Annotated in this window: 19 protein-coding genes; 13 read left to right on the top strand and 6 right to left on the bottom strand. The window is 55.3% G+C overall.

Annotation, left to right across the window (positions count from 1 at the left end; translation table 11 throughout):
* Window positions 1–186: 186 nt before the first annotated feature.
* From OSO_RS44995 to OSO_RS0124735, 3 genes are read left to right on the top strand one after another with little or no spacing between them, the layout of a single operon-like run.
* Entirely contained in the window at window positions 187–636 is a 450-nt protein-coding gene (locus tag OSO_RS44995) for a MarR family winged helix-turn-helix transcriptional regulator (RefSeq protein WP_010585750.1), read from the top strand.
* A 50-nt stretch (window positions 637–686) separates the two neighbouring features.
* Window positions 687–1,994, top strand: coding sequence for an SCP2 sterol-binding domain-containing protein (locus tag OSO_RS0124740; RefSeq protein ID WP_010585749.1), 1,308 nt, complete (start codon window positions 687–689; stop codon window positions 1,992–1,994).
* Window positions 1,995–2,048: 54 nt separating this feature from the next.
* Window positions 2,049–2,867 (top strand): alpha/beta fold hydrolase, encoded by an 819-nt coding sequence (locus OSO_RS0124735; RefSeq protein WP_010585748.1) that lies wholly within the window; start codon window positions 2,049–2,051, stop codon window positions 2,865–2,867.
* Window positions 2,868–2,900: 33 nt separating this feature from the next.
* On the opposite strand, the gene OSO_RS0124730 is transcribed toward OSO_RS0124735, so the two are convergent.
* Together OSO_RS0124730 and OSO_RS0124725 are read right to left on the bottom strand one after the other, a co-directional pair.
* Complete coding sequence (locus OSO_RS0124730) at window positions 2,901–4,826, bottom strand: heavy metal translocating P-type ATPase (protein ID WP_157605431.1); 1,926 nt, start codon at window positions 4,824–4,826, stop codon at window positions 2,901–2,903.
* Between the two features lie 146 nt (window positions 4,827–4,972).
* Window positions 4,973–7,759, bottom strand: coding sequence for a cation-translocating P-type ATPase (locus OSO_RS0124725; RefSeq protein WP_162130559.1), 2,787 nt, complete (start codon window positions 7,757–7,759; stop codon window positions 4,973–4,975).
* A 459-nt stretch (window positions 7,760–8,218) separates the two neighbouring features.
* Here OSO_RS0124725 and OSO_RS44990 point away from each other — a divergent pair, with 459 nt between their 5' ends.
* Entirely contained in the window at window positions 8,219–8,701 is a 483-nt protein-coding gene (locus tag OSO_RS44990; protein WP_010585745.1) for a universal stress protein, read from the top strand.
* 189 nt (window positions 8,702–8,890) lie between these two features.
* Here the strand turns inward: OSO_RS44990 and OSO_RS0124715 are convergent, their stop codons facing one another.
* A complete protein-coding gene (locus OSO_RS0124715; protein ID WP_010585744.1) occupies window positions 8,891–9,286 on the bottom strand; it encodes a DUF2177 family protein in 396 nt (131 codons plus the stop codon).
* A gap of 88 nt (window positions 9,287–9,374) precedes the next feature.
* Window positions 9,375–10,349 carry a MerR family transcriptional regulator gene (locus tag OSO_RS44985; RefSeq protein WP_010585743.1) on the bottom strand — a complete coding sequence of 325 codons (975 nt, stop codon included), beginning with the start codon at window positions 10,347–10,349 and terminating at the stop codon, window positions 9,375–9,377.
* Between the two features lie 266 nt (window positions 10,350–10,615).
* On the opposite strand from OSO_RS44985, the gene OSO_RS0124705 reads away from it, so the two are divergent.
* Genes OSO_RS0124705 through OSO_RS48515 form a run of 6 tightly spaced genes read left to right on the top strand, consistent with a single transcriptional unit; the run spans window position 10,616 to window position 16,448 of the window.
* Window positions 10,616–11,902 carry an NAD(P)/FAD-dependent oxidoreductase gene (locus OSO_RS0124705; protein WP_010585742.1) on the top strand — a complete coding sequence of 429 codons (1,287 nt, stop codon included), beginning with the start codon at window positions 10,616–10,618 and terminating at the stop codon, window positions 11,900–11,902.
* Complete coding sequence (locus OSO_RS0124700) at window positions 11,899–12,738, top strand: DUF1365 domain-containing protein (protein WP_010585741.1); 840 nt, start codon at window positions 11,899–11,901, stop codon at window positions 12,736–12,738. The genes OSO_RS0124705 and OSO_RS0124700 overlap by 4 nt, the downstream gene beginning before the upstream one ends.
* The gene (locus OSO_RS0124695; RefSeq protein ID WP_010585740.1) at window positions 12,735–14,078 is read left to right on the top strand and encodes an SAM-dependent methyltransferase; all 1,344 of its coding nucleotides are present in this window, start codon (window positions 12,735–12,737) and stop codon (window positions 14,076–14,078) included. Before OSO_RS0124700 ends, OSO_RS0124695 begins: the two co-directional genes overlap by 4 nt.
* The gene (locus tag OSO_RS0124690) at window positions 14,075–15,124 is read left to right on the top strand and encodes an SAM-dependent methyltransferase (RefSeq protein WP_010585739.1); all 1,050 of its coding nucleotides are present in this window, start codon (window positions 14,075–14,077) and stop codon (window positions 15,122–15,124) included. The genes OSO_RS0124695 and OSO_RS0124690 overlap by 4 nt, the downstream gene beginning before the upstream one ends.
* Window positions 15,125–15,145: 21 nt before the next feature.
* Window positions 15,146–15,943: a DUF1295 domain-containing protein gene (locus OSO_RS0124685; RefSeq protein ID WP_010585738.1), complete on the top strand. Its 798-nt coding sequence runs from the start codon at window positions 15,146–15,148 to the stop codon at window positions 15,941–15,943.
* A gap of 46 nt (window positions 15,944–15,989) precedes the next feature.
* Window positions 15,990–16,448, top strand: coding sequence for an NUDIX domain-containing protein (locus OSO_RS48515; protein WP_010585737.1), 459 nt, complete (start codon window positions 15,990–15,992; stop codon window positions 16,446–16,448).
* Window positions 16,449–16,555: 107 nt separating this feature from the next.
* On the opposite strand, the gene OSO_RS0124675 is transcribed toward OSO_RS48515, so the two are convergent.
* Window positions 16,556–16,876, bottom strand: a complete 321-nt coding sequence (locus OSO_RS0124675) for a hypothetical protein (protein ID WP_157605430.1) — start codon at window positions 16,874–16,876, stop codon at window positions 16,556–16,558.
* A gap of 366 nt (window positions 16,877–17,242) precedes the next feature.
* On the opposite strand from OSO_RS0124675, the gene OSO_RS0124670 reads away from it, so the two are divergent.
* The 3 genes from OSO_RS0124670 (at window position 17,243) to OSO_RS0124655 (ending at window position 21,903) form a co-directional block, all read left to right on the top strand.
* Window positions 17,243–19,339, top strand: coding sequence for an ATP-dependent helicase (locus tag OSO_RS0124670; protein WP_010585735.1), 2,097 nt, complete (start codon window positions 17,243–17,245; stop codon window positions 19,337–19,339).
* A gap of 130 nt (window positions 19,340–19,469) precedes the next feature.
* Entirely contained in the window at window positions 19,470–19,928 is a 459-nt protein-coding gene (locus OSO_RS0124665) for a hypothetical protein (protein WP_157605429.1), read from the top strand.
* A 235-nt stretch (window positions 19,929–20,163) separates the two neighbouring features.
* A complete protein-coding gene (locus OSO_RS0124655) occupies window positions 20,164–21,903 on the top strand; it encodes an HAD family hydrolase (RefSeq protein WP_010585733.1) in 1,740 nt (579 codons plus the stop codon).
* Between the two features lie 51 nt (window positions 21,904–21,954).
* Here OSO_RS0124655 and OSO_RS0124650 read toward each other — a convergent pair whose 3' ends face one another.
* Window positions 21,955–23,091: a TolB family protein gene (locus OSO_RS0124650; protein ID WP_157605428.1), complete on the bottom strand. Its 1,137-nt coding sequence runs from the start codon at window positions 23,089–23,091 to the stop codon at window positions 21,955–21,957.
* Between the last annotated feature and the right edge of the window lie 295 nt (window positions 23,092–23,386).

Genomic DNA, 23,386 nt, shown 5'->3' with positions numbered 1-23,386 from the left:
ATGCCGCCTGGGAAAGCTATGTGCGTGCGAACCGGGAATTTCACACGGCGCTCCGGCAGAATCGGCGTCCCGTCAGTGTGTGTTTTGGCCCATGTCAAGCCGTCTTCAAATCGGTCATTTCAAGAAAAGGGCTTGATCAGTCAGTTTGTTGTGTATACAAATAAGTCCGAGGGAAGGAGCTGAACGATGAACAAACCCGCCACGAATCTCGAATCGATCGCCACAATGTGCATTGCGGGGCGGTTGCGGCTACTTAATCGCGTCATCACCAAGCTTTATGATGATGCACTGCGACCACTCGGGGTGAAGCTAAGCCAGGGGAACATTCTGGCCGTCACGGCGAAGCTTGGTGTGGCTCGTCCGACAGAGGTTTGTGACATTCTGGAACTCGACGCATCGACGCTTAGCCGGACTGTGGAGCGGATGGTGGCGAACGGCTGGCTCGAAATTCTTCCCGGTGAAGATGGACGACACCATCCTTTTCGGCTCACCCAAGAGGGAACGCAACTGATGGAGAAGGCAATCCCCGCTTGGGAGAAGGCTCAGACCGAGGCCACAAAGCTGATCGGCGATGATGGCCTGACGCTACTCAACTCTGCGATCAAGCGGGTGAAGAGCAGCTCCATGGAGCGATAGTTTTTTTTGGTAAGATGGTTGTATATACAAGTTGTGAGGCGATCATGGCTATGGCACAGGCGCAGATTTCACCCGAGCGGCCGTCGATTCCGAAGCTGGATGCCGCATGGCTGCGTCAACTCGCACTCAATTGCGGGGCAGACGATGCGGGGCTGATCGAAATCACGCGACCCGCATTGGATGATCAGCGCGCGGATATTCTTCGCGCTTACCCTCGAGCGAAAACATTGCTCTCCTTCGTTTGTCGGATGAATCGTGAGCCGATTCGCAGTCCTGCGCGATCGGTTGCCAATCTCGAATTTCACCACACGGGTGATCAGGTCAATGACGTCGCGCGCACTGTCGTCGCAACCTTGGAACGTCAGGGCGTGCGTGCCATGAATCCCGCCATGGGTTTTCCGATGGAGATGGATCGGTTTCCCGGCGAGAAAATCTGGGTGGTGTCTCACAAGCCGGTCGCCGTTGCCGCAGGGATGGGGATGATGGGCATTCATCGCAATGTGATTCATCCGAAGTTTGGCAATTTCATCCTGCTGGGAACTGTCCTGATTGATGCCGAAGCCACGGCCTACGATCAACCAATTTCGTACAATCCGTGTCTGGAGTGCAAGCTTTGCGTGGCCGCATGTCCTGTCGGTGCGATCTCACCCAACGGAGATTTCAATTTCTCAAACTGCATGACTCACAACTACAAAGAGTTCATGGGCGGTTTCAGCGATTGGATCGAGAACGTGGTTGATGGAAAGGATCGTCGCGCGTACCGAAGCAAGGTCAGCGATACGGAGACGGCTTCGATGTGGCAATCGCTTGCATTCGGACCAAACTACAAAGCGGCCTACTGCCTGTCCGTCTGCCCCGCGGGCGAAGATGTCATCGGTCCCTATCTTTCCGACAAAGCCGAATTTCTGAAAGAGGTTGTTCGACCGCTGATGGAGAAAGAGGAAACGATCTACGTCGTTCCCGGTTCCGATGCGGAATCGCACGTCGCCCGGCGCTTTCCGAAGAAGAAGATCAAGCGGGTTGGAAATGGTGTGAGGGTGCGTACAATTTCCGCGTTCATGCGTGGGGTATCCCTCTCGTTTCAACCGGGACAGTCCAAGGGCCTAGCGGCTGTCTACCATTTTACGTTTCACGGCAAGGAACCGCGTCAAGCCACGATCGAAATTCGGGACGGCAAGCTGACTGTCCAAGAAGGGCATCTCGGCGAGGCGGATCTGCGTGTCTCTGCCGACAGCGAGACTTGGCTTGGCTTTCTCGCAAAAGAACGCAGCCTTCTATGGGCATTGCTGACGCGCAGGATTCGAATCAAGGGATCGCCCCGATTGCTCGCTGCCTTTGGAAAGTGTTTTCCATCGTAGGCATCAGCATAAACCGATAGTGATTCAGATCGATGATCATCAGAATGGAGTTCGATGTACGTACAAACCAACGAAACGGGAAAGCATGGACATCAGAGCCATTTGCAGCAAGCCGTGACACAGTTTCTGACGCCTCGATCGCTTCCGCCGACACCTCGGGATGAAGAGTTGTTGCGGCGCGGTATGGGACTCAACTTGAGCTGCGGCCTTGCCGCGACCGCGTGGGGAACTGGTCCCACCATCTTGCTTGCGCACGGTTGGGAAAGTCGAAGAACTCATTGGGGTGCATTCGTACCCTCCTTGATCGAAACAGGTTTTCGAGTGATTGCGGTCGATGCGCCCGCACATGCAGACTCGCCTGGAACCCAGGTCTCTGTTTTTGATTACGCGCAGGCTCTTGCCGGCGTCGGACGTGAAATCGGTCCTCTGTCCGGTGTGGTTGGGCATTCGTTTGGAGCGGCAGCCGCTGCGTTCGCGCTCCATCTTGGCTTAGACGCGGAACGTGCCGTACTGATCAGCGGTCCCGCGTCTCTGACGGCTGTCATTGAACGCTGGGGCCGGCACCATGGAATGTCCGAAGATGAAATCCCGACATTCGTGCGGTTGGTCGCTGAACGGACAGAAGTCCCTCTCAAAAGCTTGGATTTGGCTCACGTCGCTGTTGACCTAAAACAACCGGCGCTCATCATTCATGATCGTGGCGACGACGACATTCCGCTGGAAGATGCCCTTGCGCTCGTGGCCGCATGGCCGCGAGCGACGCTCGTCGTCACCGAACGTTTCGGACATCGCCGAATCCTGATCGCCAAAGAGGTCGTGAAACACGTCGTGCATTTTCTTAAAGATGGATACAACGTGTCGGATACCGTTTGAGAATGGGTCCGGCTGTTGGATGTTCGTTTGGCTTCATTGGTGTTTCTGGCCGGAGGTCGTGTTCTGCGGGCTAAAATCTGTCAGCTCTTTCGGGCGAAGTGCCGTTCTGAGCGCGTTGAAGACTGCCAGAACATCGATGATCTCTTGCGACAATGCGCCGGCGACAGGGGACAGCAGACCGACGCTGGCAAAGCCCATACCCACAATACTCAGCGCCATGCCTCCCAGAGCGCTCTGCAGCGCGATCCGTCGCATCCGCGCGCTAATGTGCATGAACTCATCAACTTTCTCCAGCGAACTGTCGAGGATGACAACACCTGCCGACTCGGTCGTGATATCGCTATTCTGCCCGATGGCCACGCCAACCGTCGCTGACATCAACGCGGGGGCATCATTGATCCCATCGCCCACATACAGAGTTCGTGCTTTGGCTGTCTCGGCGCGAACAATTGTCACTTTCTCTTCCGGTGTCTTCTGGGCGTAGATCTCACTGATCCCAATCTGTTCGGCCAAATAGCGCACTTCAGACTCGCGATCTCCCGAGACGATCATGATACGGTCAATATGGTGTCGAGGTCGAAGGTGTTTGATGAACGAGACGCCTTCGATGCGGGGTTCGTCACGGAACCGGTACAACGCGACGTAACGCTCATTAATGAGTACAACGCACTCGAGGCCCCCAGCATGCGGAGGAAGTTGATCCGTTCCCGCCGTCGGGGCTTTGGCGAGTGCACCACGGCTGGTGATTCGGACCGTATGGCCGTCGACCGTACCGCGCATCCCCTGCCCTGGCGGTTCACTGATCTCGGCCACGTCTTGAAGTGAAATGTTCTTGGCTTCGGCGGCGGCGACAATCGCCAGTGCGAGCGGGTGCTTCGAGTAGCGTTCCAGGCTGGCGACGAGTCCCAGAATCTCGGTCTGATCGAAGTCTGAAGTCACGATCTGATCGGTCAGGCGAGGTCGACCGTACGTCAGTGTTCCGGTCTTGTCGAAGATGGCCGTGCGACAAGTTGCGATGGTTTCGAGCACGACCGGATTCTTGATAATGATCCCGCGGCGGGCACAAAGTGAGATTGCGCCAATGATCGCAACCGGAATGCCGATGAGCAGCGGGCACGGCGTGGCAACGACAAGTACCGCCAAGAATCGTTGCGATTGACCGCTGATCGCCCAGGCGAAAAGCGCGATCAATACGGCGAACGGCGTGTAGAACGCACCGAGCGTGTCACCCAATCGACGCATTCGCGGCCGGTTTTGCTCTGCCGATCGCATCACTTGCATGATCTTCGCGTAGCGGGAATCCGTAGCGGGACGCGTCGCTCGAATGGTGAGTGCCGCTTCGCCGTTGATGGCCCCTGAAATGACTTCCGAACCCGGGGTCTTCGAGATCTGAAAGGGCTCACCGGTCAGAAACGCCTCATCCATGATCCCACGCCCTTCAGTGACGACACCGTCCACCGGACAGATGTCGTGGGGGAAGAGCACCAAAATATCGCCGACCACGACCTCGCTGAGTGCGACATCCTGCAACTGCCCGTCTTGCCGTCGGTGGCAGACGGACGGCATTCGTTTTGCCAGTGCCTGCAGCACGGATGACGCGCTGCGAATGGCGTAACTTTCGAGGGCTTCTCCACCGGAAAGCATCAGCACGACAATGGCCCCGGCCAGGTATTCTCCGAGCAGCACAGCGGTGGCGATCGAGAGTCCGGCCAGCAGATCAGATCCAAATTCCAGCTTGATAACTTTTTTCAGCAAGCCATAGATGAGCGGAATTCCTCCCAGGATGAGGACTGTCCACAGTGGAAGGTCATAGATGAACGTTTCGAGTCCCATTCCGTATCGAAACAGTAGATGAAGCAGAATTCCACTCAAGGCCATGATGGCGATGACCAGCATGCTGCGGGCCTTCCAGAACTGTTTCCACTCGGAAATCGAATCTTGCTTCAGTACGGAATCCATCAATCGCCCCAATAGTGTTTGCCAGCGGCGTCTTGTGCCCATGGCCTGCCGACCGAAGTCGACGGAGTTCGTTAAGTGTGTGAATGTCGCGAGTGAGCGGTTCGGCAGATGCGATTGGCAATCGGCTTGCAAACGACGTGATTCAATCAGGGATGTGCGGAACGAGCTACGAATCGCTGGATCGTTTTGACGAGTTCGACGACAGCGACCGGTAACAGCGAGCAGACGGCGATCAGTCCCAAATCCGCGAGGGACAAGTTGACAGTATGCAGCACTCGCTGAAGCGGCGGCAGGTAAATAGCAGAGAATTGCAGAATCAGGCAAATTGCCACGGCCAGCCAGAGCCAACCATTTGTGAACAGGCGGCCGGTGAATGCCGATCGATGTTGTGACCGCGCATTGAATACGTGAAAGACCTGTGACAGAGCAAGTGTCATGAAGGCAATCGTGGTCGCGGCACCCGATCCATCTTTGTCGATCCCATGCCACGACATTCCGATGCCGAAGGCCAGTAGAGTGACCCCTGTTAACAGCATTCCTTGCCAGACGAGAAGGCCAATAAACGGCACGGAAAGAAGTGACTCTTCCGGATCTCGCGGCCGACGTTTCATCACGTCTGGGGCTGACGGCTCCAATGCCAAGGCAAATGCCGGAAAGACGTCCGTGATCAAGTTCAGCCACAAGATCTGAAGGGCGGCGAGCGGAAGCGGCCAGCCAATCATCAGTGCGAAGAAGACCGTCATGATTTCTGAAAAGTTGCAGGAAAGCAGGTAGTGCAGGAATCGCTGGATGTTTCCATAAATGACTCGCCCCTGTTCAACCGCGCTGACGATGGAGGCGAAGTTATCATCGGTGATGACAAGATCGGCATTTTCTTTGGCGACGTCGGTTCCAGACTGTCCCATCGCAATTCCAATGTCGGCCTTCTTTAAAGCGGGCGCATCGTTCACGCCATCACCCGTCATCGCGACGACTTGCTTTTGTTGTTGAAGTGCCTCAACAATCAGCAGCTTGTGCTCGGGAGACACACGGGCAAATACCGCAGCTTCCGTCACCATCTTTTGCCAACCCGCGGCGTCAAGGCCCGTCAGTTCGCGTCCGTGCACGACGCGTAGCGGTCGTCCATCAAGATCATGGTCAATTCCGAGTTGTCGAGCGATCTCGGCGGCCGTGGCCTGTTGGTCACCCGTGATCATGACGGTCCGGATTCCTGCCTGACGACAGGTGGTGATGGCCGAAAGTGCCTGCTCGCGCAACGGGTCACTCATTCCGACCAGTCCCACGAAGGTGAGGTCACGCGTCAGTTCTGCTTCGTCGAATGTGTCCGGCAACTCTCGGAATGCCAGCCCGAGAACTCGCAATGCCTCGCCCGCCATTCTGACGTTGGTTTCTTCCCATCGCTGACGGGCGTTTGATGTTAGTGGCACCGATCCTGATATTCCCACTTGCGACGTGCTTGCGGCAATGAGCGTTCCCGGCGAGCCCTTCAAGAAGGCGATCTTGTGCCCATCGGCTGTCGTGTGGACGGTGACCATTTGCTTTGTGGTGCTGTCGAACGGGACCTCGCTGATTCGAGGGAATTCGCGAGCCAGATTCGCTTGATTCAATCCCGCCTTCTCGGCGACGACGATCAAGGCGGCTTCCGTGGGATCGCCCAGAACCGCGTCATCTCCATGAGCGCGATCCATCTTGGCATCATTGCAAAGCGAACCGATTCGAAGCGCCAGGCTCAAACGTTCATCGGAACGTGCCACGATCTCTTTGCCGGCCAGCTGAAACGTTCCGATTGGCGCGTACCCGGCTCCCGTGACTTTCACGTCGCAGTCGTCCAGTGCAAAAACGCAGACGGTCATCTCGTTTTGAGTCAGCGTGCCGGTTTTGTCAGTACAGATCACTGTGACCGATCCGAGTGTCTCGACGGCCGGCAGTCGACGAACGAGGGCACGCATTCGCGCCATTCGTTGCATTCCCAGGGCCAACGTCATGGTTGTGACGGCGGGAAGTCCTTCTGGGACCGCGGCGATTGCCAGCGAGATGCCGACTTCAAGCATATGCCAGAAGTCCTCAAGTCCGCGGAGCCAGCCTGCGACGACGATCACCGCGCACAGGACCGACACGAGTACGATTAACAGTCGTCCCAGACGGGCGAGTTTCTGCTCGAGTGGTGTCTCGGGCGAAATGGCTTCGTCGATCAACATGCCAATCTTGCCCATCTCGGTGCGTGCCCCAGTACTGGTGACCAACATTCGGCCGCGACCGTCTGTGATGGTCGTTCCCAGAAAGGCCATGTTGAGTCGATCACCCAGAGACGCATCCTTGTCGAGAATGGGATCGGGCGTTTTGGTGACGGCGAGTGACTCGCCCGTCAGTGCCGCTTCGACAACTTGCAATCGTGCGCATTCGATAATCCGTCCATCTGCGGGGACACGTTCTCCGGCAGCAATCGTGACCAGATCTCCAGGAACGAGTTCCGACGCCGGAATCTCGGTTTCGGTTCCGTCTCGAATGACATGGGCCACTCGAACCGACTGCTTTTGCAGGGCGGACAATGCCTGATGCGCCTTCCATTCGGTCAAGAAACCGATTCCTGCGTTCAGCAGAATCACAACCAGAATCGCGGCCGCCTCGATACCCTCGCCCATCGCCAGAGCGATGACAGCGGCGATAAACAGCAGGAGCATGATCAGGCTGCGGAACTGAGACAGGAAGATGGTCATCGCGGTCCGCTGCTGGGCGTGCGCGAGCGTATTTGAACCATATTGCTGATGTCGGTGTTTGGCATTCTCATGTGTCAAGCCAAGCTTATTGTCGACGTTGAGAGCTTGGCTGGTCTCGATCGCGGTGAGCGTGTGCCAGGAGATCGCGTGCTGATCGATGCGCGGTTGATCACCAGAAGGCGCGACTTCCGACAAATTCGATGACGTATCATTCATGGGCGTCGTGCCAAAATCTGCTGACGCATTTCGATTGATCCGCGTCATGAGAATTGAAGGTCGTGTTTGATCTTCGGAATCAGTGCGAATCCGGGGCCTGTTCTGACTTATTGGCTGCTACGGCAGTGGCTGTTCAAAATGATACCGCTCTCAAGAGAGCAGAGGAACAAGCCTCGCCATGACTCACCTTGCTTTTGTTGGGTTTGCGATCCGCAATGAAATCTCGTATCCCGAACGAGATTTCAACAGGCGTTGAGCGCATCTCAAACCAACTGGAAAAAAATTGCCCAGTTAATATGAGGCTTTGCGACACGTTTGTGTCGAAGTCCTGCTGGTGCCGCTGGAAAAAAACAATTGTGACCGGGTGGCACAATTCGTGCGTTAGGAGATGGTTTGAACTCGGGATGATGGCCAACGGCCCTTGAAAACCATTGACGTGATCTGATTGTGGAGAAACCTATGCGTGTCTCAGTACGTCGCATTCTGTTTACGACTGACTTCAGCGTGTCAGCGCATGATGCGCAGGACTATGCAGTGGCTCTTGCCCGACAATTCGATTCGGAACTGCATGCCTTGCATATTGTGACCGAGCCGTTGCCACTTCCGGGCCCACATGGAACGTGGATTCTTCCAGAGCAAGCATTACCTGGAATGATCAAAGACGCACAGACGCAGTTGGATCGCACGATGAGCGGCGTCCTCGTGAATGCCGCCAAGCTCGTCTGTGCAGTGCGAGTCGGCAATGCGGTTCGAGAAATCGTCAAGTATGCCGAAGAGCAACAGATCGACTTGATTGTGATCGGTACCCATGGACGGACCGGACTGTCGCATTTACTGATCGGCAGTGTTGCCGAAAAACTCATTCGTCTCGCAAAATGCCCTGTCCTCTCGGTGCATCCTCAAAAACGTGCCGACTCCAAAACGTCGCCAACTTCGAAATGATGTTCGCCGAAATCGCCCGTTGTCATCGTGGGACGAGGCACCTTGGGATTCACGACGTCCTGGCACGTTCGAGTCTCCCCATCGTGGCGCGGTGCTCAGGTAGCGAGACTGTATTTACTGATTTGAGAAACCTGTGGGTGTGCCACAATTCTCCGGCATCGCGTTCCCGCTCATCGGTCACCGTGGACGTCATTTTGCCAATCGCATCATGATCGCCATGGCCCCGCAGAGCGAGCTGCCCCAGACCATGTCGATCACGGTCATGCGTAGGCTCCAATTTTGTAGAATGGCACGGTTTGTCAGGTCATAGACGCCGTAGACGACCAGTCCAAACAGTGCTCCGATGCCGAATGCATGAAGCAGTGAACCTTTCATGTCCAAGGCGGGGCGAACGAAGACCACGATGCCACCTGGGATGAGCAAGTAGACCAGTAACGCGGCGCCCCACCGCGGTGCCAACGCTCCTTCGGATCGACGAGCGAGTTCGCCGATTTCGTGGTTGTAGAATGAGTTCATCAAGACCCCGATCCAAAGGCAGTCGAGTGCTAGAAAGCACGGCAGGATGATCAAAAACGATCTCAGCATGTGGGTTTCTCACTGCATCAAATTTGGGGAAGTCGAAAAGTAGATCGCCTGAGGAAGTTGTCAGACGAACTGGATTTGCGTTTGACGCTCACGATGTGCGTGGACGACGCTTGTCGGCATTGCGATCACCGCCTCGTCGCATGGCATTCGGGGTCCGGACAGGACGTTTGCGGCCAGCCGCGTTGGGCCCAGTTTTTAAACGTTGCACGCTTGCGGCGAACGTGGCGAGTTGTTGCATCGTGTCGCAATATGCTGAGTACACCAATCGTGGCCGGATTGCGTCTGACAGAGCGCGGCCACCAACAACCAGAGCTGTCTCATTCTCTGAGCAGGCTGAGCTGAGCTTTTCAAACCCTTTTATGAAGTCTGCTTCGTCTGCGATATGCGATGCGCTCAGCCAAAATAGCTGCGGCTGAAGATCCTTTACCGCTTTTGCGAGTGAGTGAAATGGGATGGCCGTCCCCAGATTCTGTGTCTGGTACCGCTGGGTGCGCAAGACGAGTTCCGCCATGGCCGAGGGGATTTCATAGTGATCATCGGTGGTGGTTGCACCAATCGCGAATTGGCGAGGCAGGCCAGGACGCAAATACTCTTTCAGTTCTTGAAAGACGTCTAAAACTATGCTGCATCCACGGCGCTCCTGGTAAACATCGGCGGACGAACAGGACCATCGCGCGCCGATGATCCGAAACGCAACCGTAATCAAGTTGTCGAATAACAGGCTCAACGGCTCCTTACGAAGAAATCGACCTATCAAGATCTGGCGAACGGCAAGAGCGTCGCCCGCCAGTAGATGTTCCGCGAACTGCGTCGCTGTATCGGCAATGGACGTTTCTGCGCTGACGGCAGGCAGCGACAATACCATTCGCTCGGGGGCGGCCAGCAAGCTTCCGTGTTTCTGGGCAAAGTGAATGATCTCACCAGTTGCGATCTTTCGATGCCCCCCTGCGGTGCGGATCGTTTCGATGAGGCCGCGATCGCACCACCGTTTCACAGAAGATTCACTGACCCCCAGCGCGAGGGCTGCCGACTTCGGTGAGAGAAGGCTATGGGTCGATTCCATGGCGACTCGCCTTAAATCAGATGTGGACGTTATGAACGATATTGTATCCAGAAGAATTGGTTGGCTCCAGCGATTTCTGAGCAAGTCATTGCTTTTTGCGCTTTTGAATCTTTGAGTAGGTTTCGGGTAAGTGCCTGAAGAAAATCGGAAAAATCTGCTGTCGTGCAGTTGCAGTCTTTAAAAGAGGCGAAGAAAGACTTGTAGGCAGTTGCCACCCTGTCTATGATCAAATGTGGACGTTGTGAACGTTTTGTTTGGGTGGTGACATGCGCGTCGCAATTGTTGGAGCAGGGATCTCAGGGCTCGTCGCCGCGGACCAGTTGCAGCACGTCCATGATGTGACCCTATTCGAGGCCAACGACTACATTGGCGGGCATACCAACACGGTCGATGTCGAAATTGATGGCGAGCATCATGCGATCGATACCGGGTTTATCGTGTTTAATCATCGGACTTATCCCAACTTCGTTCGGCTGATTGAAGAGTTGGGTGTCCGTTACCGATCAACCAACATGGGTTTCAGCGTGAGGGATGATCGCGCGAACGTGGAGTTCAGCGGCGAATCCTTCCGAGGACTGATTGCGCAGCCTCGAAACTTGCTTCGCCCCGGCTTTTACCGGATGGTCTTGGACATTCTTCGATTTTTTCGAGATGCCGTGACTTCAATTGAGGAACTTGACGAACAACTCACTGTTGGTCAGTTTCTTAAGCGTCATCGATTTTCCAGAGAGTTCACTGAGCAGTTTTTGTTGCCGATGGGTTCGGCGATCTGGTCGTGTCCTTGCGGGGTCTTTTCAGAATTCCCTGTACGGTTTGTGATTGAGTTCTATGACAATCACGGATTGCTAACTCTTACCAATCGACCAACTTGGCAAGTCATTGATCATGGCTCGAAGACCTACGTGCGAGCCCTCTTAAATCGATTCCGCGGTCAAGTGCGCCTCAATTCTCCGATTGTGCAGGTTCGTCGCCACGCGCAGATTGTCGAGTTGACTCCAATTCAGGGTGAACGTGAGCAGTTCGATCATGTGGTCTTCGCGTGTCATAGCGATCAGGCCCTGAGAATTCTTGGTGCGGAAGCCACATCGGTCGAAACCGATATCCTCTCTCGAATACCCTATCAGACGAATTTGGCCGTGTTGCACACCGACAGGTCAGTCCTTCCGAAACGTCGTCGAGCCTGGGCCAGTTGGAACTACCTTATTTCCCGCAATTCTCCCGATGCCGCGACCGTGACGTATCTCATGAATATGTTGCAGGGCATTCGGTCGAATCACACCTTCTGTGTGACGTTGAATGATGACGAATTGATTGACCCAAAGTTGGTGCTACGGCGTTTTCAATATCACCATCCGGTATTCACCGCGGAAAGGTCCGCTGCCCAGGCTCGACACGTCGAGCTTTTGACCGCCAATCGGACTTCGTTTTGTGGAGCCTATTGGGGCAATGGATTTCATGAAGCGGGAGTGACCAGCGGATTGGCAGTCGCGGCGGCCCTGCAGCCGAGTGCGAAGCCCGTTGTGGCCTCGCTGGCGAAGGGGGCCGTGTCATGACCATGAGCAGTTGTCTTTATGAGGGCGGCGTGCGGCATCGCCGATACGCGCCGGTTCCTCATGCGTTTGAGTATCGATTGTTTCTGCTGTTGCTTGATCTTGATGAACTCACGTCGGTGTTTCGTGGTCGCTGGTTGTGGTCGACAAATCGATTCAGTCTCGCATGGTATCGTCGTGAAGACCATTTGGGGCCGCCGGTGCAACCGTTGGCGGATTCCGTTCGTGATCTGATTCAAACACGACTTGGTTTTCGCCCAGGTGGTCCAATTCGCTTGCTAACCCACCTGCGCTACTTTGGCGTTCAGATGAATCCCGTCAGTTTCTTCTATTGCTACGACTTGGAGGAAAAGGAGATTCAGGCCGTTGTCGCTGAGGTCTCGAACACACCATGGAATGAACGCTATTGCTATGTGCTCGACACGCGACATGAACTGCCCCTTGGTGCCGGTCGAAAACGTCTTTCACGGCGCGTCGCGAAAGACTTTCATGTCTCTCCGTTTTTCACAATGAATATGGACTACTTCTGGACGTTGTCTCCTCCAGAGCAGGATCTTTGTGTCGGGATCGAGAACTGGTCGGACGATCAAAAACTCTTCGATGCGGTCTTAGACCTTCGGCGCGTACCACTCAATTCGTGGCAGCTTGCACGCGTTCTCTGTCGATACCCCCTGATGACGATCCAAGTTGTTGTGGGAATCTACTGGCAGGCGTGGCGCCTATGGCGAAAACGGGTCCCGTACGTTCCACATCCGTTGACATCGGATGATCGATCGAAGGCCCGTTCCAGTCCCGATAGCACTTCGCAACCGATTCCGACTGAGGAGTTAGCACAATGACCGAATCCCTCGAAATCTCACCGAAGCCGGTTGATCCGGTTCACGGTTTGGACAAAATTGCACGGCGAGCCCTCTTGTCAGGGCTCAAGCGGCTTCGGAACGGCCAGATCTCGATCAGTGGTGCCGGTGAAGAAGTCAAACTGGGTGAGGCTGCCGATCTGCAGGCTTCGATCGTTGTGCGCAATCCACGTTTTTTTCGAGACGTACTCATGGGTGGCACGCTCTCTGTTGCGGAATCCTATTTGGGTGGTGACTGGGACTGTGCGGATTTGACGACCCTGTTTCGGATCTTCATTCGGAATATGGAAACGACGACCCGGATGAGCGAGGGATTCAATTTACTCACAGGGGTGACACGGCGGATTTACCATTGGTGGCACGCGAACAGCCCCCAAGGAAGTCGGCGAAATATCGGGGCGCATTACGACCTTGGAAATGATTTCTTTCGACTATGGCTTGACGAGACAATGACGTATTCGAGCGGCATTTTTTCGACGCCAAAAGCATCAATGCAAGATGCCTCGATTGAGAAAATCGATCGTGTCTGCCGCAAGCTTGAACTTGGTCCAGACGATAATCTTCTCGAGATCGGTACTGGCTGGGGCGCATTCGCGATTCATGCCGCGCGACACTATGGCTGTCACGTGACGACGACGACGATTTCACCTGAGCAATTCCAGTTCGCTCGTCAACGGATTGACGAGGCAGGTCTGTCAGATCGAATCAATTTAATTTCAGAAGACTATCGCAACCTGACCGGGCAATACCAGAAACTGGTCTCGATCGAAATGATCGAGGCGGTCGGCTACCGATACCTCGACACCTTTTTTCGCAAATGCGGCGAACTGCTTCGACCTGATGGAAGCATGGTGCTTCAAGCCATCGTTCTGCCCGAACGTGGATACCATCAGTATTTGCGAAATGTCGATTTCATCCAACGCTACATTTTTCCAGGTGGCTGCTTGCCCAGCTTGGGCACGATGCTGGAATCTGCTGGTAGAACGACGAACCTGCGGTTCGTGCATGGCGAGGATTTCGGGCCGCACTATGCGCAGACTCTTCGTTGCTGGCGGCAGAAGTTCCATCAGTGCGAGTACGAAATTCGGAAGATGGGCTATTCACGTCAGTTCATCAGAATGTGGACATACTACCTCTGTTATTGCGAGGCGGTCTTTGAGGAGCGGTATGGAGGTGTACTGCAGGTGCAGTTCGACAAACCGCAATGTCGTCGTGACCCGATTCGCCTGAGCGCGCAAGCTGCAGAATGGGCGTCCGTTGACTGGCAACCACCATCGAGAAAAAGAGCGCCTTCCGGTCGTTTGCAACAGGTTGATCCATGAGTGCATTGAAGACAGGTATTGAAGCAATTGAACGTGGCTGGGTTCCCGATGCGGTGACGCGGCTTGCAATTCGAAGGCTTTGCACTTCGTTTCTTGGTGCATCCGATGACGCTGATCCCAATGCGAATGAGGCGTTTCTTGCTTCTCTTCAGGCGGGACCGATCGCTCTGAGTACCGATGCGGCAAACGAACAGCACTATGAACTGCCGCCGGAATTTTTTACGAAAGTACTCGGTCCGCACCGGAAGTACAGTTGCTGTTACTTCTCGTCGCCGCACACATCCCTCGATGAGGCCGAGCGTGCTGCGCTCGAAATCACTTGTGACCATGCCGAACTGCGAGACGGACAGGCGATACTGGAACTTGGCTGCGGCTGGGGATCACTGTCGCTATGGATGAGCGAACACTATCCAAACAGCCGTATCGTGTCTGTTTCGAATTCGCATAAACAGAGGCAGTTCATCGAATCCGAAGCCGCCGCCCGCGGACTGCGGAATCTGCGCGTCGTCACGGCGGATATCAATGATTTTACGCTCGTCGACAACAATCTTGAGATTCGAGCATTCGATCGCGTTGTGTCGGTGGAAATGTTTGAACACATGCACAACTTTGACGAACTTCTCTTTCGAATCTCCCGTTGGCTGGCTCCCACTGGGAAGCTGTTTGTGCATCACTTTTGTCACCATGTGCGGCGATATCCATTTGAGACGAACGGCGATGTCAACTGGATGGGCCGTTACTTCTTCACCGGTGGGATCATGCCCGACGAACGATTGCTCGAGAATTTTTCTCGAGACTTGATCGTGACACGCCGGTGGACGTGGGATGGTCAGCACTACGAACGAACATCGAATGCCTGGCTAAACAACCTCGACCGAAATCGCGCAGAGATCCTTCCAATTCTGGAACAGACTTATGGAGCGGTCGCTGGCAGACGCTGGCTCCATCGATGGAGGATGTTCTTTATTGCGGTCGCTGAGTTATTCGGCCTGGCGCATGGATGTCAGTGGTATGTCACACACGCACTCTTAGAGCATCGCAAGTAATCCGTGAAAGCACCTTCGGAGATGTCGCGACTTCAAGAACTGATCGTCACGCAATCGACAACGATGATCTTGATCATCGGTTGCCTGTTCCTACTGTGGATGATCAGTGCCTTAAAACGGGATGTCAGTATTGTTGATGCTTTCTGGGGCGCGGGATTCGCGATCGTGGCCTGGGCTTCCTTGCTTTTGAACCCGCCCATCACATTCCGTCCCCTCCTTCTTGCCGTGCTGACAACCGTTTGGGGCTTGCGTTTATCGATCTACCTGCTTTGGCGCAATTGGGGCCATGACGAAGACCGGCGTTATGCCGCGATGCGAACCTACTATGGTCCGCGCTTCTGGTGGTTCAGTCTGATCATTGTCTTTATTCTGCAAGGGATTTTGCTGTGGTTCATTTCATGGCCACAGCAGGTGACGGCGGTACAGAAGTCGTTGAATCCGATCGGCTTGCTGGACCTGTTCGGGATCGCCGTGTGGGCGACTGGTATCCTGTTCGAATCCGTTGGAGATTTTCAGTTGGCCAGGTTCAAGTCCAACCCTGCGAATGCAGGTAAAGTGATGGACCGCGGACTCTGGCGATACACTCGTCACCCGAATTACTTTGGCGACTTCTGCGTGTGGTGGGGAATGTATCTGGTTGCGGCAAACAGTGGTGCCGGCTGGACAATTCTCAGTCCGTTGCTGATGTCGTTCTTACTGCTAAAGGTATCAGGTGTTTCACTCTTGGAACGCGACATCAACGAACGCCGGCCCGATTATGCATCGTATCGTGAGCGAACTAACGCGTTCTTTCCGAGGCAGCCGAAAGCCCGTCACTGAGTGCTCTGCGACCTGAAAAGACTCTCCATCAAACTGAGCAAGCATCATGGGGCCTGTCCACACGCATTTCGGCGTTTATGCGGTCGTGATCCAAGAGTTCCAGGTATTGACGGTCCGAAAGGCTCGTGGTCCCTACACGGGTTTGTTGGACCTGCCTGGAGGCGCGCCGAATCCCGGCGAAACGCGGGACGAAGCTCTGATTCGAGAATTGCGGGAAGAGGCTGGTGGCGTTCCAATCCAGTTCGGGCCCTGGAATCGTTTTGATATTCTGGTCGATCGTGACTCGGTTGGGCGGCCGATTGAGTTTCGTCATTCTGGCGAATGGCGATCTGTGATTCTGACAGAGATTCAGTTTGGTCGCCCTGCGTTGGAGGACGTTGTCGAGTTGGAGTGGATTGAGTTGTCGACTTGGGAGCGTCGCGATGATCTGAGCGCGGCACTCAGGGCTGTCTTGATCGAACTGCCCGACCATCGTCCTGGCGTTCCATCGATTGAGGATGCCTGAGAATGGCAGGCCTGTCGGAAACCGCTCGAGGAATGGACTTCGCGTAAGGACTCATCCGCCAGCGCATGAACTGAGCGGGCCTGACGGAATTCGATGTCAGTCGTGAATTACGTCTGGTGCTCCATCAGTTGTGTGTAAGCCACTTCGAACATCTTGTCGAGCGTTTCGGCGATAATGATGGCGTCCTCGTGGCCTTTGCAGGCAATCGAAAATCCGTCGGGCAGACCAGGGCTGGGAAACACTTCGACACTGCGACCGTCGTGCGAGACGCGGGCCAATGGCCGCTCCATCTGCAGGCATCCAATTCGTGCGACCTCACAATCGCCGACCAGGATCGCAATCGCTTTGGTTTTTTCGTCGTTAACAACTTTCGTCGTTAACTCATCGTACTCGATGGCCGTGAGCAATTGATTGGGGGACGTGGTCATCGCCTTTTCCTTTTTTCCAAGCCGATTATCCATCATCAGGACACTTGGGGTTTCTCGTGTCCTCACTCCGTCTGACGCGATTTGGCCGCAACTTGCCCGTCGCTCGAGGGAGTCTATCGCGTTGAATTCGAACGACGCCTACGTGGTCAGGATGTTTCAGGTTCATGGGATGACTGGGACGATTGTGATATTCTACGATTCAGACTTGAAGTGCCTAGTGCCACAGCCAATCTGTACTGACAGGTTCGTGTGTATCGCCCGCTGACGCGTTGGCCTGCTCGCGGCGAGTTCATCGGCTTGTCGCTTTGGGTTTGAAGCTCGACTCGCATCCGCGCTGGCGCGGCATTTCGCCTGAAGGAAACCACCATGTCACGGACGACAGCCGAGACGTCACCCAGTCTTGATGATCTCTTGTCCACACTCAATCCCGAGCAGCGCTCGGCAGCACTGCACGGAGACAGTCCCCTGCTGATTGTTGCTGGTGCGGGGACGGGAAAGACGACGACGCTGGCACATCGCGTCGCGGCCCAGATTGCCCGAGGTATCGATCCGAAACGAGTTTTGCTGCTCACGTTCACCCGACGTTCGGCCGCCGAGATGCTGCGGCGTGTCGATTCCATTCTGGTTCGCCAGCAAAAGGTCTCGCAGCGGACGGGCAATCCAACGGCGTCTGCGTCGCGAGACGTGTGTGGAGGTACGTTTCATGCCGTGGCCACTCGGCTGCTGCGACAGCACGGAAAACTGATTGGACTGGAGCCCGAATTCACGGTCATCGATCGGAGCGATGCCGAAGATCTGTTGAACGTGCTGCGAGCGGAACTCGAACTTGCGAAAGCCGACAAACGCTTCCCACTCAAAGGAACGTGCCTGGACGTCTACAGCCGCGTTGTCAGCACGCAGTTGCCCCTGGAACAGGTTCTCAAAGAATCGTTTCCCTGGGTGGCCGACCAGGCCGACGGGCTCAAGAAATTGTTCAACGCCTACAGCGAGCGTAAAGAACAGCAGCAGACGCTCGACTACGATGACCTGTTACTGTTCTGGCACTTCATGATGACGGAACCGGCGTGTGGTGAACTCGTTCGACGGAAGTTCGACCGTGTGATGGTCGACGAGTATCAGGATACGAACACGCTGCAGGCCGAGATTGTGAAGGGGCTCGCTCCCGAAGGACGCGGGCTGACCGTCGTGGGCGATGACGCGCAATCGATCTACTCGTTTCGCGCAGCAACGGTGCGGAACATCCTGGACTTTCCCACACTCTTCCCGGGGACCACCGTTCTGCCGTTGGAACAGAACTATCGGTCGACGCAACCCATTCTGGACGCGACCAATCGCGTGATTGCGTTGGCGGCCGAGGGGCATCGCAAAACTCTCTGGTCCAAACGAACTGGCGGTGGTAAGCCCTATCTGGTGCGCTGTCTCGACGAGAATGAGCAGACAAACTACGTCATCGAGCAAGTGTTGGCGCTGCGCGAGACCGGTGTCGAACTGAAGCAACAGGCGGTACTCTTTCGGGCGGCACATCACAGCCTGTCGCTAGAACTGGAACTGTCTCGGCGGAATATCCCATTCCACAAGTATGGAGGTTTGAAGTTCGTCGAGGCGGCACATGTGAAAGACCTGCTGGCGTTTCTGCGTTTTGCCGAGAATCCTCGCGATTCCGTTTCGGCCCTCCGGATGCTTCTGTTGTTGCCTGGGATCGGTCCCAAAAAGGCCACGCAACTTGTCCAAGCGATCACGGCTGCCGAAGGTGATCTCGCGTCCTGGAGCGATTTCAAGCCGCCCGCTGCTGCGGCAGTTCATTGGCCGCTGTTTATTGCCTTGTTGAGACTGATGTCGCGGCGGGCTGCGAAGCCGTTGGGGCTGATGGTCGAGATCCATCACGTTCGGACATTTTATGCCCCACTACTGGAGCAAAAGTATGATGATGCATTTGTCCGAGTGCGCGACCTGGAACAGATCGAACAGATGGCGTCTCGTTTCGACTCTCGCTCGCAATTCTTAAGTGATATGACGCTGGACCCACCCACATCGACTCAGGATTTTGCTGGCGACCCATTGTTGGATGAAGACTATCTGACGCTCAGTACGATTCATTCCGCCAAAGGTTTGGAATGGGAATCGGTCTATGTCTTGCATGCCGCCGACGGAAACATTCCGTCCGACATGGCGACGGAATCGGTGGAAGAAATTGAAGAGGAACGCCGATTGTTTTATGTGGCGCTCACGCGAGCCAAGTCGCACTTGCATGTTCTGCACCCACAGCGGTACTACTTTCATTCACCTTTCAAAAGTGACCGCCACTCGTATTCTCAGCGGACACGTTTCATCCCGGATGAGCTTTTGACGTGGTTTGAGTCGAAAACGATCAAGACCTCTGGGCCTGCCGTCGAGGATCATGGTAAGACGGCGGTGGCTTCGACCGCCGATGTGAGAAAGCGGATCGGAAAAATGTGGAGCTGATCGCTGAGCGTGGGCAGCGTCGAGTGGTCCTCGAACAAGATCTGGAAGAAACAGACTTGTGAAGCAAGAATACGAATGAGCCGCTCCATCTCAACGGAGGCGTGAGGCTGCGATGACGTGGACACCGGGCATGAAGCGACTCCGAATTCTCTGTGTGCTTTGCGTCGCATTGCCGATCTTGATCCTCGTCACGCTTGGTGTCCTGGAATTCACGCCGCCGCCACAGTACGAGAGCACTGCCGAGATGATTGTGCTTCGCGCGGTTGATCCAATTCAGCTTGAGGAGATGTACGACCTGGTCCGCTTTTTGGATATCGACGGACATCGAGTGGAGTTGTACGTGACGAAATTCGAAGTGGACCGTGCGCGCCTCCTTGAGTTCTGTCGCCTGAAGGAAGTGTCCATCCCCAAGTCGTTAATTTATCGGGCCTACTTCTTTGATGATAATGAGGCTGCAAAAACCCAGGCCGGAGCAGTCCGCGGTCTTCAACTTGACGAGAAGGCGCGTGTGTATTTGAAGGCCACATATATCGAGGGCGAACTCTCGATCACGAACTTGCGTGACGATCACCCCATTGATCAACGCTGATTCGGGACAGTTCCCATTGGTGTCGAGTGATCCGCTTCTCGACCGGCCTTCTGGTCGCCGGTCGTGCAGCGGGACCGCTCGGCACGCAGTTTGTTCTCTTTCTGGCGGCCGGGTTGATCATCTGACACCTTGTTTTGCTGAAATTACGATTTCGTCATGATCGTGGTGTGCAAGCTCGGGATTGGCATCGGAAATGCCTATCGATCTCCAGGGGTCGTTTCCAAGTGGAGGTCAAATGCGATATCACGTGCTAGCAACAGATTACGACGGGACACTTGCGACAGATGGCCACGTGGATGAACCGACACTGAAAGCGATGAACCAATTCCTCGCGTCGGGTCGGCATCTGGTGCTTGTAACAGGTCGCGAATTGCCCGAACTGCTGTCGATCTTTCCAAAGATCGACTTGTTCGAATGGGTCGTCGCCGAGAACGGTGGTCTCCTGTACCGACCCTCAACCAAAGAAGAGCGGTTGCTGACCGAACCGCCATCGGAAAAGCTGGTCGCTCTTCTCAAGAGTCGTGGCGTCGCACCGATGTCCGTCGGCAAGTCCATCATCGCCACGTGGCAGCCCCACGAATCGGTCGTACTGGAATCGATTCGTGATTTGGGTCTTGAGCTGCAAATCATCTTCAATAAGGGGGCCGTCATGATTCTGCCTGCCGGTGTCAATAAGGCACTCGGGCTTGCAGCAGCGCTGAAAGAGATGGGCATTTCGGAACATAATGTCATTGGAATCGGAGATGCCGAGAACGATCAATCGTTTCTGCGGATGTGCGAGTTTTCGGTGGCGGTGTCCAATGCATTGCCATCCGTGAAGGATGCCGTCGATCTTGTGACCGTTGCGGATCATGGAGCAGGTGTCGAGGAACTGATTAGCAACGTCATGAGAGATGACCTGGCCTCGTATGCTGATCAGGTCAAAGATCACGGTCTGGCACTGGGGAAAAGCGGCGAAAGGGAAATTCGGCTGCCGCCGTATGGTCCGAACGTGCTGATTTGCGGTCCTTCAGGCAGCGGAAAATCGACGGTTGTGCGGCGCATCATTGAAGCGTTGATGGAGCAGGCTTATCAGTTTTGCCTGATCGATCCCGAAGGTGACTACGAAGCCGTGAGTGGCGTCAATGTCTTGGGGGGACCCAAGGGGTTACCTCGCGACGAAGAAGTGCTGCACTTGCTCGAGGATGCATCTGCCAATGCGATCGTCTGCCTGACGGGGATGCCGATTTCAGACCGTCCACCCTATTTCCTGGGGCTGATCCCTCAGTTGATGTCGCTGCGGAATCGGATTGGGCATCCGCATTGGCTCATTCTCGATGAAGCCCATCATCTGATGCCTGCGGAGTGGAAGCCGCCGGCGGGGCTGTTGCCCGAACAGACACACAACATGCTGTTTATCACTGTCGAGCCGAATTTGCTGGCTCAATCGTTGCTCGAACGTATCGACACGGTGATTGTCGTCGGTCAGGGCGCGAATCAAACGATCGAAAGCTTCGCCATTGCGGCGAATCTCGCGCCGCCGAAGTTGAAGCCAATCCACCTTGAACCGGGCGAGTTGCTGGTATGGCGACGTGACGCGCCATCGCGTCCTACGAAGCTGAAGGGATATCCCAGCAAGCTCGAATCGCATCGACACCACCGCAAGTATGCCGAGGGAGAACTGCCTCTCGAAAAGAGTTTTTATTTTCAAGGGGCGGACGGAAGTCTGAATCTGCGGGCGCAGAACCTGATGATTTTTCTGCAACTGGCGGATGGCGTTGATGATGCCACTTGGGAATTTCATCTTCACCGGGGTGACTATGAACAATGGTTTCGCGAGTGCATCAAAGACGAGGTGCTGGCTGCGAGTGCAAAACGAGTTGCTGAACTGCCAGGGGTGTCCCCGCGCGAGAGTCGACAGATGATTCGCGACGCCGTGGAATTGGATTACACGCTGCCAGCCACTCGTCCCTTGCCGGTTCCCGGAGCGGGCTGAATCCGGTTGCCGATATGTTCGAAGTGACGGTGGCAAGCTCAAATGAATTCCTCAGCGCCAATCGGGGCTCCAGCCCGAAGTCAGAAAACGCTCGCCCGTGCCGTCGAATCGAATCATCCAGATGCCTAGCTCGCTTTCGGGATTCGTCGCTGACGTTCCATTCAACTTTTCTCGACTGTCGTCGACCGCCAGGGGTCGGGAAAAGAGAATCCATTGGCTGTCAGGTGACCAGCAAATGGGGCCACGCAGCCCTGTCGGATATCGGGCCACTTTCTGGTAGCTGTAGTTCGTGCGATCGATGACCCCGAGCTCGAAATCGAGGGCCCGCCATTCCGTGACCTTTTCTTCCTTGGGAAAGCTGATCGTCGCGATCCAACGACCGTCGGGTGAATAACGCCCGCCATGCAAGGCGACGGGAACCGCTTCTCCAAGCAGCGGCTTCATTCGATGGACGAGCGATCGTTGCCACTGCTGCATGGGCGCTGCCGTCTCTTGGCTGCGTTTGACGGAGTTGAGGTCCAGTTCCACCAGATTCGATCGGTAGATGTTTGCACTGGTCCGCTGGTAGTCCAGCAGCAGCAGTTTCTGGCCATCGGGAGACCAGTCCTCGGGCTGCCAGTATCCTGTTTGCTCAAAAATCATATCATCTGTCGTTCCGTCGATGGCGACAATGTAGATGCGTGTCGTTTTTGGGCGGCCTGCATCGCTTGTCCCCAATTCGACATCTGCCGAACTACAAGCGAAGGCAATTCTTTTGGAATCAGGCGACCAGGCTGCCGCTTCCGCACAAAGGGGGGCCAGGATGCGTGACGGACCCGAGCCATCGGTCCGAGCCAAAAACAGGCTGAAGAGTGATCGGCTTCGCGACGCGCCGCGCGGACGAAATGTGTCGGCTGCCCAACTGACCAGGAACTGCCGATCCGGGCTTTGCCAGGTCCAATGCGGTTCGCGATAGAGCGTCAGACCATTGGCGATGCCGGGAGCATCCTTAATCGGCCCACCGAAAATCGGCCGGCATTCCTTTCCATCGGGCCGCATGCGATAGAGCAGGCTGTCCCCGCTTCTGTGGCTCAAAAACGTGATCCATGACGTTTCATTGAATGCGGAATGATCGTTTCCTGAAGCCGTCTGGAACGATGTCACGACGCAGACGAAAGACCACGCGACACACGCAATGCAGGATCTCATGCGAGAGCTCCGGGCGATCGTTGATGAGCAGAATTTGATTTCAAGGGCCACGTGCAGCGAATGGCAGTGGCTGGTCTCAGGATTTCGCTCGAAGAACTCCAGGTCGAGATCCTGATTGTTGTCGCTGCGACCATGCGAATCGCACATCGACTCTACGGTGTTCATTTGGCGTGGTCAATCTGCGGCGTGAATCGAATGACGTTCTCGCAAGAGGACCGAATCGCCTTGTTCACTTGCGGTGGAGTAACTGTTCACAGGCAAGGGACTGACTCATGTTCCCGCGGAAAAAGGAAGG

The organism is Schlesneria paludicola DSM 18645 (genome assembly GCF_000255655.1).
GTDB classification, from domain to species: domain Bacteria; phylum Planctomycetota; class Planctomycetia; order Planctomycetales; family Planctomycetaceae; genus Schlesneria; species Schlesneria paludicola.
The sequence above is the reverse complement of the archived record's forward strand: the minus strand, read 5'-3'. Positions and strand labels throughout refer to the sequence as shown.

Coding starts and splice junctions, on each gene's coding strand:
- OSO_RS44995 (WP_010585750.1), top strand. CDS start 187: ATGAACAAACCCGCCACGAATCTCGAATCGATCGCCACAATGTGCATT.
- OSO_RS0124740 (WP_010585749.1), top strand. CDS start 687: ATGGCACAGGCGCAGATTTCACCCGAGCGGCCGTCGATTCCGAAGCTG.
- OSO_RS0124735 (WP_010585748.1), top strand. CDS start 2,049: ATGTACGTACAAACCAACGAAACGGGAAAGCATGGACATCAGAGCCAT.
- OSO_RS0124730 (WP_157605431.1), bottom strand. CDS start 4,826: ATGGATTCCGTACTGAAGCAAGATTCGATTTCCGAGTGGAAACAGTTC.
- OSO_RS0124725 (WP_162130559.1), bottom strand. CDS start 7,759: ATGAATGATACGTCATCGAATTTGTCGGAAGTCGCGCCTTCTGGTGAT.
- OSO_RS44990 (WP_010585745.1), top strand. CDS start 8,219: ATGCGTGTCTCAGTACGTCGCATTCTGTTTACGACTGACTTCAGCGTG.
- OSO_RS0124715 (WP_010585744.1), bottom strand. CDS start 9,286: ATGCTGAGATCGTTTTTGATCATCCTGCCGTGCTTTCTAGCACTCGAC.
- OSO_RS44985 (WP_010585743.1), bottom strand. CDS start 10,349: ATGGAATCGACCCATAGCCTTCTCTCACCGAAGTCGGCAGCCCTCGCG.
- OSO_RS0124705 (WP_010585742.1), top strand. CDS start 10,616: ATGCGCGTCGCAATTGTTGGAGCAGGGATCTCAGGGCTCGTCGCCGCG.
- OSO_RS0124700 (WP_010585741.1), top strand. CDS start 11,899: ATGACCATGAGCAGTTGTCTTTATGAGGGCGGCGTGCGGCATCGCCGA.
- OSO_RS0124695 (WP_010585740.1), top strand. CDS start 12,735: ATGACCGAATCCCTCGAAATCTCACCGAAGCCGGTTGATCCGGTTCAC.
- OSO_RS0124690 (WP_010585739.1), top strand. CDS start 14,075: ATGAGTGCATTGAAGACAGGTATTGAAGCAATTGAACGTGGCTGGGTT.
- OSO_RS0124685 (WP_010585738.1), top strand. CDS start 15,146: ATGTCGCGACTTCAAGAACTGATCGTCACGCAATCGACAACGATGATC.
- OSO_RS48515 (WP_010585737.1), top strand. CDS start 15,990: ATGGGGCCTGTCCACACGCATTTCGGCGTTTATGCGGTCGTGATCCAA.
- OSO_RS0124675 (WP_157605430.1), bottom strand. CDS start 16,876: ATGACCACGTCCCCCAATCAATTGCTCACGGCCATCGAGTACGATGAG.
- OSO_RS0124670 (WP_010585735.1), top strand. CDS start 17,243: ATGTCACGGACGACAGCCGAGACGTCACCCAGTCTTGATGATCTCTTG.
- OSO_RS0124665 (WP_157605429.1), top strand. CDS start 19,470: ATGAAGCGACTCCGAATTCTCTGTGTGCTTTGCGTCGCATTGCCGATC.
- OSO_RS0124655 (WP_010585733.1), top strand. CDS start 20,164: ATGCGATATCACGTGCTAGCAACAGATTACGACGGGACACTTGCGACA.
- OSO_RS0124650 (WP_157605428.1), bottom strand. CDS start 23,091: ATGAGATCCTGCATTGCGTGTGTCGCGTGGTCTTTCGTCTGCGTCGTG.